Origin of the sequence: Telmatocola sphagniphila, assembly GCF_018398935.1 — a bacterium.
GTDB lineage: Bacteria > Planctomycetota > Planctomycetia > Gemmatales > Gemmataceae > Telmatocola > Telmatocola sphagniphila.
Genome location: NZ_CP074694.1, coordinates 1,617,292 through 1,628,787 on the forward strand (window position 1 = coordinate 1,617,292; position 11,496 = coordinate 1,628,787).

The following is an 11,496-nucleotide window of genomic DNA, read 5'->3' on the forward strand; positions in this document are numbered from 1 at the left end:
AGCGACCAACCGGAGAAAATAGACATGAAAACTATCGAACAGCTTCGCCAGTTGGCCTCGCGACGAACCTTTTTGGGGCAATCGGCCTTTGGTTTAGGCGCCCTGGCGGCCACTTCTCTATTCGATCCGCGAGTACTTGCTGGCTCTTCCGATGCCAAGTCGACCCAGTGGCCGGGGATTCTGAAAACGACTCATCATCCGGCCAAAGTGAAGCGGGTGATCTACCTCTACATGGCCGGTGGGGCTTCTCATCTCGAAACATTCGACCATAAGCCCAAGCTGGCCGAGATGCATGGCAAGCCGATGCCCGAATCGATCACCAAAGGACAGCCGATCGCTCAACTTCAGGGGGCGAAGCTCAATTGCTTCGGTCCTCAGCATGCCTTCAAAAAATGTGGCAAATCAGGCCAGGAAATCTCAACAATCTTCCCGAAACTCGCCGATGTGGCGGATGATCTGTGTATCATTCGATCTTTGAAAACCGAAGCGATCAATCACGATCCTGCCCATACTTTCATGAATACCGGAACTCTGATCTCCGGCCGTCCTAGCATGGGCTCCTGGCTTTGGTACGGCCTGGGCTCGGAATCGGATAACCTGCCCGGATTCGTTGTGCTGACCTCCACCGGGGCGTCCGGCCAGCAACAACCCATCGCCCAAAGGCAATGGCATAGCGGGTTTCTGCCGAGTCAATTGCAAGGGGTGCATTTTCGCTCCAAGGGAGACCCCGTCCTATACGTTGGCAACCCGCAAGGGGTCACATCAGACCGCCAGCGCGATGTCATCGACAGTGCCGAGCAATTAAATCGGATGTTCGATAAGAATGTCTCCGATCCGGAGATAGCCACACGAATCAGTCAGTACGAAATGGCTTTCCGCATGCAGAGCAGCGTGCCGAACCTGATGGATTTACGCGATGAAACCAAGGAAACCTTCGAGCTTTATGGGGCTAAAGGCGGCGACGGCACCTTCGCTTCGAACTGCCTCTTAGCTCGAAGATTGGCTCAACGGGGCGTCCGCTTCATTCAGCTCTATCATCGCGATTGGGACCATCACGGCGGCGTGAAACATGGCATTGAAGTAGTCGGCCGCGAAGTCGACCAACCGATGACTGCATTGATCAAGGATTTGAAACGAACGGGCCTCTGGAAGGATACTCTGGTGATTTGGGGCAGTGAATTCGGTCGCACGCCGATGGCTCAGGGCGATGGTCGCGACCATCATATGAAAGCCTTCTCCATGTGGATGGCCGGCGGCGGAATCAAGGCCGGAACCACTTATGGCGAGACCGATGAATTCGGTTACAACGCCGTGAAGGATGTGGTGACTGTCCACGATATGCACGCCACCATGCTGCATCTCCTTGGCATCGATCACGAGAAGTTGACTTTCCGTTTCCAGGGACGGGACTTCCGGCTGACCGATATCAGCGGCAATGTGATTAAGGGTATCCTGTCCTGAGTGTGGCTGCACGGCAGATGAGATGCATCACCTCCCATCTGCCCCTTCATTCGTGAAACCTTATGGCTTGTTCGGGCTCATCAGATAACCGAAGAGGTCACGGGTTTCCGCAGTCGAAAGATTGGAGAGCAAGCCGTCGGGCATCAAAGATTGCCGGGAATCTTTCAGTTCCTCGATGTCTTTCTTCGCCAGGGTCACTGAGCCATTCACATCTTGAATGACGAAGGCATCTGGTGTTTCCTGTTTAATGATTCCGGTGACGACTCGACCTGCGTGGGTCACCGCAATTTTCACACGATACTCGTTGGCCACCACCGCACTGGGATCGAGAACGTTCTCCAGCAGGTAATCGAGTTTAGTGCGTTGCGAGCCGGTCAGATCGGGTCCAATCTTTTGACCCTCGCCGTGCAATTGATGGCAGACCGCACAAGATTTCATGAAAATAATGTGACCGTTCTTGAGATCAGCTTTGCCAAGAAAATCTGATGTATAGGTGGATTTGTATCGTTCAATCTCCTGCTTGATATTCGGCTTCGGTGGATTAATTGAACCGATCACCTTGACGAGTCGAGCCTCTAGTTCCGTGCTCTTCAATGCTTGTAGCCGTCGAATTTCCAGCACGCCGATCAGCTTTTTGGGAATGGTTTTATCTTCCAGGCCGTCGAGCAGAGTCTGGGCATATTCCACTCGCGACGAAAGCGTGTTGACGGCAGCTTCCTGCTCTTCGGGTGAGTATTGTTTGAAGTAGAGCATGATCCAGGTGGGAACGCTGTTATCTTTAAAGTTCGCGAGCGATTGAATCGCCTTGAGACGCAGCGCCGGTTCCTTCAGAAGATCGAGAATCAAAGGCAACGAATTGGGCTTGGCGGCATCCGCCAGCGTTTCGAGCGCTGACTGACGTTCTCCAACAGGAATTTTGGGATTTTTCAGAGTTTCGCTGAGCGTTTCGAATGCTCGAGGTTCGTTGAAGATGACCCCCAGTTTCAGGGCGTTCGATCTCACTTCTGGGGAGTCGCTACTCCACATGCGCGCAAAAGCGGCTTTCCAGGCCTCGGGTGCTTTCACATCGTGTTGCCCAAGCAAACCGGTGAGTAAACCGGCCGAAACCGAGTTGTCGGTTTTTAATGCTTCTGATGTTTTCGCTAGCAATAACTGATTCAATTTTGGTGCGTTCAATCCTTCCTTTTGTACCAGATAACGAACGTACCATTCCTGGACTTTCGGAAAGGTGATTTTGCTCAGATCGGGCACTTCCGAGTAGATTAATTTGGAGGGTGAACTCTCTGCCAGAGTGTACCAGAGCATTTTGGGAATAAAAGGATCGTTGACATCTTCACTATGGCTGGCGTATTTCTCGAGAATTTCCTTATCCAAATTTCCAGTCATTTTCAGAGCGGAAAGAATTTGCAGGCGAACGAAGGGAGATTTCTCTTCGAGGATGAGGCGTAAGTATTCCTTGTCTTTGAGAACGGTAGAGTCGTTTTGAATGAGATACCGGAAGGTCCAGGCTCGGACGTCCTCCGACTTATGGGTGACATAAGCCTCTAGTACGGGAGGGCGTCCCAGCACCCACATATAGCGCAAAAGAGCAATCTCTGGACGAATGAATTCTGGATCACTTGGAAGATTTGCAGTTTCATTTTTCGCGAGCAGTTCTTGAGCTCGCCGAGTAAGAGCCTTTTCAATCTTTTCCCGTTCGGGGCTGAACAATCGCTCTTGGAGTAATCTCATGGCCTTTCGCGCGAGCCATTCGTTTTTATTCTGGAGCAAGCTAATTAAGTTTAGGGAATCTTCCTTCTGCAGATCTCCGACCCAGGGTTTCGGTTTGCCGTAAACCACCTTGTAAATTCGCCCATTCGTTTGGTCCACGACTTCGTAGTTGTGGCACTCGCCGGTGTCGCACCAGTCGAGAACATAAACGCCGCCATCTGGGCCGCACTTCAGCGCCAATCCTCGGAACCATTCGTCGTTGGCGAACAGGAAATCGGGCTGACGTTCGCCTTTATAAGCGGATCCGCTTTTAGTCAGCTTGTCGCAGTTGATGCGATTGCCGTGAATATTGCAGGTGTAGAGCTTGCCGCGATATTCTTCCGGCCAGTTAGTCCCGAGGTAAACCATGGCTCCCGAGTGCGCGTGCCCTCCCCCCATGTCGGAATGTTCGCCTTTCCCGCCTCGGCTGGTGGTCCAATCGCCGCCCGCCCAGTGAATGTAATCGACAATGCTCGGCATTGGTTCGTAGACGTAGTCCATCAAATCCTGGCCATACATGCGATCGTAGTGTCCACCTGGCAACACATGGAACAGATGCTTGATCACGCAGTTGGTAATGAACATCTGACCTTCGGCGTTCCAATCGAGCCCCCAGGGATTGGTCGTGCCCTGGGCGACAATTTCAAATTTGCCTTGAATGGGATGGTAGCGCCAGACGCCGCAGTTCATCTTGGTTCGACCGGCGGGGAAAGAACTGGGGGGACCGACTTCCGAAGTTGCGAGAATGCCATTGCAACCGTATAGCCAGCCATCGGGACCCCAGATGAGATTGCTGACGACATTGTGTTTGGCCTCGAGCGACCAACCCGTCAGCTTGACCACGGCTGGCCCGGCGGGTTTATCCTCTCCCGGTTTGATTGGAATGAAAATCAGATTCGGAGCCGAGAGGAGCCAGACACCGCCATAACCGATTTCGAGACCGGTCAGGTTGCTGCCGTTATCCAGAAATACGGTTCGTTTATCGAATTTCCCTTCCCCTTTGGTGTCTTCAAAGATGACGACTTTATCTTTACCCGTCCCATCCTTGGACCATCTCGGGTAAGACAAATTTTCGATCACCCATAGCCGACCTCGATCGTCGAAACACATCGCAATCGGCTGAACGATATCCGGTTCCCCGGCAAAGAGTGTGACGTGAAAGCCTTGAGGAACCTTCATCCGTTGTGCCGCTTCGGCAAGCGGGGCGGGCTTCGATGGCGCTTGACCATAAAGTGCAGTTGAGAAAAAGAGAACAACCAGGAGAGTGATGTTTTTTTTCATAGGGCCGCATGATAACCGAAAACGCGTCTGGAGAAAAGAGTCTACGGTCCCGGCCTCGCAAAAAAAAGATGGGGACTATTTCCGGGAGTCGATTGGACGAAAATCGATCCGAGCAGTTTCAGTTCAGGCCGCCAGGCGAGGGAGTGTCTCCAGAGTTCCGAAAATGGGCTGAGTTTGCCGTTTCTGACTGAAAAACTGCACCATCAGCCCGAAGGTGAAGATCAAACCGGCCATCGGTTGCACGGCCGCGAGTCTCAGAGCGCTGAAAAGCGGCCCGTAGGCTCCACTGATCTGCAGCCCGAGCAGCATGCCGAAGGCGAGAATAAAACACCCCTTAGCCAGCCAATTTACCGGCTCAACTCGAGTGGAAATAATTCCCCAAGCCACGCAGGGCATAAGAATCAGATAAGTGGGCGATTCCGTGGCAGGGCCAAAAACTGTCATCCAGACGCTGGCGAATCCGAGAGCCAGACAGCATAAGCGAATCGGATCGACCCCGCGAATGCGGCCGCCCATCACGATCAAACCCATCAGGCCTCCAACCGCCACTTCGATAAGTCGGTAAGCTTCTTGAGATATCGGCCTAATCCAGACATTAACCAGCATTTGAAAATCGACATTCGCACTTTCCACTCCCCATTTCGAACGATCCTCCGACACGGCGTACTTCGCCCAGAGCTGATATTGATGGAGGACATAATCAAAATTTTGCAGAACGAATGGTGCGGCTGCTCCCAGAGCCATGGCCAGAGCAAACCGGAGCCCCAACTGCCTCGGGTGAATTGCGATTAATAACAAGGCCGCCGCAATGGGATAGAGCTTCAGTAACGTAGCCACGGTTAAACAGAAAGCACTCAGATTCCAGCGTTGCCGACTCGAAGCTCCGAACGCGATCAGAACCAGACCTATAACCAGCGCGTTACACTGGCCATTGCTCAGATGAGGTAATGCGGTCGGAAACATGATCGCCATCATGGCGAAGCAGACGGCTCGAGTGATCGGAGAGCGAGAAATGCTTTGAAGGACGTAAAGCATACCGAAAATCAGCACACCTGCATTTATGAATCGCCAAATCGCATCGCCAACTTTGGAAGGAAGAATCGAGAAGGGGGCAAAGCTGGCCGCCACAATTGGACTATATCGGTAAAGGGCGTAACTGGGCCCTTTGACCTCTTCCGGATAGAGATTCACACCCTCCACCCAGTTTATACCGGCATCGCGGTAGATCGGAAACAACGTCCGGCTACCGGGTTTAAGCACTGCAAGACGAACGATTATAACGCTCAGGCCCAGCACCCAAAGGAAGATCACCAGCCGTTCGAAGCGAGTCCTGCCGATAAAGAGCGCACGAATCCCTTCCAAATTAGTCATCCTTTTCTATCGGTAATAACCTACCTATACATAAATAGTAGTGAGAATATCGGTCATCCACTGAGGAAGGGAATGATGAAAAATTTTGCTGAAGTGAACGAATTCACCTGAAATGGAATCAATTTGGGGATAGTTCCCGTCCTGACGGTTTCACCATCCCCAGCTTTACAAAGACGCACTAGAACCATTTAAGGTCCGGCGTAGACCCGGATGTAATCGATGTACATATCCGCCAAACCGTTATAACGCGACAGATCGACCGGCCAGCCGCCGCCGGTAGCCAGATTCACCATGAAAAAGAGCGGTTCCTTCTTCGAGAGCGGCAAGGTAGCGTGCCGTCCCAGTTCGATGTTATCGCAGTAGTAAATTGTTTCGGTTTCGGTGACTTTGCAGCCGTAAACGTGGAAGCTCTCGTACCAGGTGGAAGGAATGCCGAACTTGTGCATTCTCGCGGGATTTTTTAACGTTTTCTCGGCCTTGGTTTCCAGACTTTTGCCCGCTTCTCCCTGATTCCAGCAGTGCGGTGTGATCATAAAGGCGTCCTTGGCATTCGGCGAGCCCGGTCCTTCCCCTCCGTACGCTTCGATGATGTCCAGTTCGTCGCACGGCGTTTTATCTTTCAGTTTATCGTAGCCCGTCATGTAATCGGTCATCAGCCAAAAACCGGGCCAGGTGCCGATGGAATTGGGCCCCAGAAATCGACATTCGAAGTAGCAGGGAGCTTTCACTTTGATGCCGCTGCCATCGTTTTTCAGGGAGGAAATCAATCCCGAACTTTTAGTCTTATCGCTGGCACGAATTCGCAGATAAGTATCCACCTGATGAAATGGGTTCTTATTGGATTCGAAATCGGAGAAGACATGCTGGCTAAAGTCCTGCCAGCCGTGCGGTGGCTTGTGGGAGTAGTAGGTGGCCTGGGGATCTTTGCTGGAAATCGACAGCGGGCCAGTGAAATCGTCTGCGAAAATCAGCTTCATATCCTTGGCCGCGGGAGGGGCTTCCTTGGGAATTCCTTCGTTCCAGGAAATTCCCCCCCGATTGTAAAGTTGCAGATAGCAGTTGTCCTGGGCATATTTATTCTGGCCACTGATGCGGAGAGTGAGCGGGCCATGCGGGAATTGATCCGCTGTGAATTCGAAAGACCCCTGTTTTTGGTTGTCGAGTTCGATCGTCGCAACCGTTGCATCGGTGCCGAATCTACTCCCTTGCTTCCAGCATTTGGCGGTGAGTTGAGAGAAGCTGGGTCCGGTGACTTTTACCCGCACGGTCCCGCGAATTTCGGAGCAGTACTCGGGAGAAAGAACGGAGATTTTTCCGCCCAATGTTTCATCGCGGGTGCCTTCGGAATCCACGGTTAAAGAATCGAAATAGAGATCGCCTGACGCCGCTTTGCCCTTTCCGTTCTCTTCCGGCTGACCGATGATAATCACGAACGAAGTCAGCGGATAATCCATTTTGCCGTTGTTGTCGCCGCCCCAGGTTTCGTGCTTTTTATCGAGATCGAATTCGACGAGTTTCCAGCCCTGAAAATCGATCACCCCGCCCTGCCCCGCCGCCTTACCAAACTGATGAGTTTCGCCATGCGCATCCGCCACTTGAAGTGCGTAACCACACTTCGAATTATCACCGAAAATCCAATACTTGACCTTGTGAATCGGTGCATTAACTCGAATGGGGTTCGGAATGCCTAAATACTCGATTCCCCCTTTGTCCAGAAACCGATAACTCAGTTTCAGGCACTGCTTCCCCTCTTTGGGATGATCCGCAGAAAGTGAGACTTTGGCATTCTCTTCCGGAATGTTTACCACCCACGCTTTTGGGGCGGGAGCTTTTTCAAAGTCCTGGAGGACAATCGGATGGTACAGGCCCGGCGGTTGGGCGAAGCTTTTCGGGGCGCCGAACAAGAACAGGCCTAGTGCAAGGAACCCGCCAGTTGCACTTAAAAAATACCATTTCATTTCCAGAAGTCCTGTAGTGGATCCTTGGTCTCAATTCCCAGAGGAAATTGCTTACTGAAGGCATGATCCTGAATGCCTGCATGTTCCCGCAGTGCCAGGTGTATGTGTTCCGGGCGAACGCGAATTCCTTTTACTTTGTCGAGCGACAACGTCTTCGGGTTGACTGGCACCAATTGCAACTTCTCATCGGTAGCACCGATTACTCGGTTCCCGGCGATGCCCTGGCCCAGGAACATGATAGAGCCAATAGACCAGTGATCTTTCCCGTTGCTGTTGTTGTAGTTCGGCGTGCGACCCATTTCACTTTGGATGATCACGACGAGTTTCTCCCGAATTTTGAGCTCTTCGGCTTTTTTCAGCAAGTATTGAATTCCACCCAGAAACTCAGGAATTAGCTTCATCTGGTCGGGGTCATTGTTGACGTGACTGTCGAATTGGCCGATCGAAAGATTGGCGGAAACGCATACTCCCGCCTTGAAACCGGCGAGCGCTATGTCGGCTTGCTGAGCCAGACGTTCTTTGGCCATTTCCTTGGGAATGTACGGAATCACTCGCTGCAAGGCTTTGGAATTGACTTGAGCGGAATAAAGCATGCTTTGCGATCGTTCAACCCGAGGTAACCGCTGGTCGGAAACTCGCGATTGAAACTGCTGTTCGAGAGCTTTCTCGATGCGATCCTGCGCGAAGGCATCGTGATAGGGACTGGCGAGGTTTCCTTCGACGGAATCGGCCTTGGAGAGGATGTTCAAGGATTGCAGATATGGCACGCGCGACATCGGAACCAGATTGCCGGTGGCCGAGTAATTTCCAAAAGTCAGAAACGCAATCGGGAGATTTCCCCCTTTGCAGGCAGCGACCAGAGCGGCGAAAGTGGGATAGGCCAGGCTATCGAGCTTGCCGGTGGCCATGTAGCGTTCGCAGGGCGAATGGTTATTGACCGAGTAATCGAGGCCGTTGAGGACTCTTAATTCCGAGCCATATTTTTTGAAGAATTCTTCGTTGCTGATACCCTGTTTGACTTGCTTCGCGTTCGGGGCAAAGCGATGGTTCCCGACGGTGACGATCTCTCCGGTCTTGTAGAGTCGGTTGACCCCTTCCACGCCCTTCGGATCCATCAGATAAGTCGTGTCCCAGCCTCCGGAGGCATTGAACACGACGTAGTAGGGACCCCCATAGCCCGGATCTTCCGGAGAATTCGCTTTCAATTTCGAGCGAAAATCCCAGCCAATCGGCGCAGCGAATCCCAGCCCGGCCATTCCGCACAACTTCAAGAAATTTCGGCGTGACATTGCTCTTCTCGCTTATTCGTACAAAAAGTCGTGCTGGCGAAGCAGATAGGTAACTACGGCACGCCACGCCCGGATGGTATAGTTCGGATCGTCAACGTGGAAGTCTTCCCGTCCTCCGCAAAAATAGGTTTCGCGCGGCGCCACATATTTTTGCGCTTTCGAATCGATCAGAATCCCCTGGAACAGTGCGAACATCCGATCGATCTCCGGATGATTCGGAGCGAAATCCCTTCCTAACAGTTTCTGGCAGAGAAAGACCATCTCCGCCCGGATTTTCTGATCGTTCTCTGGCTTGCCTGGCACTACAGTATGCTCGATTTTCGCGAAGAGAATTCGCTTCTCGGCCGGGAGATGAAAATCCCGGCCCACATTGGCACAGGAGATATCATTTGCCATCAGCCGTTGAATAGATCCCATGGCCCCACTCGGATCGCCGTTACGTTCGGTGACGCTGAGAGAGTTGATGCCCCCATAAAGGATCTTGAAATCGCCATCGAGTCGGCCCCAGGATTTCCCGAAGATGGCTTTGAGTTTGCGATCGAGTTGCTCCGGCGAAAGCAGTCGGACAACCCCCGAATCGTCGAGTTCCGCCCGTCGGGCCGGGTCGGCGCTCGCAACCGAAGCGCCGTCCACGCGATAGAATTCGTTCAAAATAATGGCTTTGAAAGCCACCTTCAGGTTGAACTGAGAGGCTTTGAACTGGGCGGCGATTTCCTGAATTATTTGTCGCTGAGCGCGATAGGCTCGCCGATGGGAGGCAAACATTGGATCGTCAATATCTTCCGGGGCCTGCAAAACCTTGCGGCCGAACATTATGAAATAAACGTGTTCGATCATCGCTATCGGAAAACGCGGATCCTGAACGACTCTTTGCGCCAGCCATTGAATCGATCGCCAGCGCTGATCCTTGGGAAGATCTTCTCCCTCGAATCCGGATGCAAACATATCCTTGTACCAGCCGTCTTTGCGTGGCCCCAAGCTGCCTTCGTTGTTGAAGTCCTGGAAGATTCCGGCGACCGGATCGATAGTCTTGTGACAGACAACGCACTCCGCCGCCTGCATGGTCGGAATTTTGTATTTGACCGAAATGGCTGCCGCATCGCCAACCCGGGGGGCCAGTTGCATGATGTCCACACCCAGAAAATGCTGATAAACCATTCGGGCGCGGAGCCGATTTCGATTCGTTTCCGTGGTGGGATAGCGGCGTAAATAATGGAACATGCTAAGCAGACCGGCGTGCGGATAGAGGCCCGTCGGCGATTCCTGAACTTTACCCGAGCGGTCTTTGAGAGCGCTTAATTTCGCCGGAATGTATTCAAAGGGATCATCGGGGTTCTTGAACTCAGTTTTGATCTTCTCGAAGATCCCATAGCCACGGGCCGTATAGGGCGAAACCATAATGTAATCCGCGGTTGCCAGTTCGGAAAAGGGCCGTTCGTTTCGGACAATATAAGAGATCAGTTCCAGCGGTTCTTGCAACAGTGCCTTTCGGTAGACATCGAACATGGCCCAACCGGCTTTCTGCCGATCTTTTTCGGGCAGTTTGCTGAAGTCGTACTTGTCCGGCCAACCGCGCGTTTTCTCGAAGTGTTCATAGGATAGTAAAGTTTCCGCGTTATCCTCAATACCAATCGTCAGAAAGATATCGTTGAAGCCTTCTTTCAACCGTTCGTAAAACGCATTTTCCTTCATGATTCGCGTGAGCAGGAAATCCAGGCTGGCCATCCCCCCTTTTTCCGCTTCCGCGATTTCTGCATCCGTAGGTAATCGACCGGCCAGTGAAAGCGTTACTCTCCGAAGCAATCTGGGAGGGGATAGCAGGGAAATACCTTCGAAGAAGGGGGGCAAAGGCTTGTTCAAGGCCTTTTTATCGAAGGTTTTGCTTCCCGTGCCGACTCGAGACACAAACTCCTGGAGAATCTGATAAGCCGTCGAATCGGGTTTGACGACCCGTCCGCCGCCATGGTCCAAGCCGCCGGTCGCTTTGAGGAGAATCCGCGATGGGTCGCCTTTCTGAGAGCGGGCGATTTCCGCCAGGGCTTCATAGTTATTCGCAAGATCCGACTGGGCTTTTTCAAAATTGTTGCTCAGCGGGGAGAGCAGTAAATCGGATGCCGCGGCGTCGCCTCCCGTTTGATGGCACTTCAAACAAGTGCGCTCCGCGACTTTGGCCCAGACGTCTTCCTCGAAGAGTTTTTCGAGCGACTTTTTAGCTAACGACTTTTCGGCCTTCGCTGGCGTGGCTGGTCCGGTGGAGAATGCATGGGAGGCGAGAATAACCAAAAGCATTAATGGGATGAGAATCAGGTATGCCGTTCTGAACCGATTCGAAGCTTTTTGGGAAGTGCTTCGCCCAGGAAATAAAAAAGGAGAGTTCATGCATCAAC

The 11,496-nt window shown here is 52.4% G+C and carries 6 protein-coding genes; 1 reads left to right on the forward strand and 5 read right to left on the reverse strand.

What is annotated here, in order from left to right; all coding sequences use genetic code 11:
* The first annotated feature begins 24 nt into the window (after positions 1-24).
* A complete protein-coding gene (locus KIH39_RS06635) occupies positions 25-1,461 on the forward strand; it encodes a DUF1501 domain-containing protein (RefSeq protein WP_213498495.1) in 1,437 nt (478 codons plus the stop codon).
* Between the two features lie 60 nt (positions 1,462-1,521).
* On the opposite strand, the gene KIH39_RS06640 is transcribed toward KIH39_RS06635, so the two are convergent.
* The 5 genes from KIH39_RS06640 to KIH39_RS06660 form a co-directional block, all read right to left on the reverse strand.
* The gene (locus tag KIH39_RS06640; RefSeq protein ID WP_449343000.1) at positions 1,522-4,491 is read right to left on the reverse strand and encodes a PVC-type heme-binding CxxCH protein; all 2,970 of its coding nucleotides are present in this window, start codon (positions 4,489-4,491) and stop codon (positions 1,522-1,524) included.
* Positions 4,492-4,614: 123 nt separating this feature from the next.
* Complete coding sequence (locus tag KIH39_RS06645; RefSeq protein ID WP_213498497.1) at positions 4,615-5,862, reverse strand: glycosyltransferase family 87 protein; 1,248 nt, start codon at positions 5,860-5,862, stop codon at positions 4,615-4,617.
* A gap of 188 nt (positions 5,863-6,050) precedes the next feature.
* Positions 6,051-7,820: a glycoside hydrolase family 16 protein gene (locus tag KIH39_RS06650; protein WP_213498498.1), complete on the reverse strand. Its 1,770-nt coding sequence runs from the start codon at positions 7,818-7,820 to the stop codon at positions 6,051-6,053.
* Positions 7,817-9,109, reverse strand: a complete 1,293-nt coding sequence (locus KIH39_RS06655; RefSeq protein ID WP_213498499.1) for a DUF1501 domain-containing protein — start codon at positions 9,107-9,109, stop codon at positions 7,817-7,819. The genes KIH39_RS06650 and KIH39_RS06655 overlap by 4 nt, the downstream gene beginning before the upstream one ends.
* 12 nt (positions 9,110-9,121) lie before the next feature.
* Positions 9,122-11,488 (reverse strand): DUF1588 domain-containing protein, encoded by a 2,367-nt coding sequence (locus tag KIH39_RS06660; protein WP_213498500.1) that lies wholly within the window; start codon positions 11,486-11,488, stop codon positions 9,122-9,124.
* Positions 11,489-11,496: the final 8 nt, after the last annotated feature.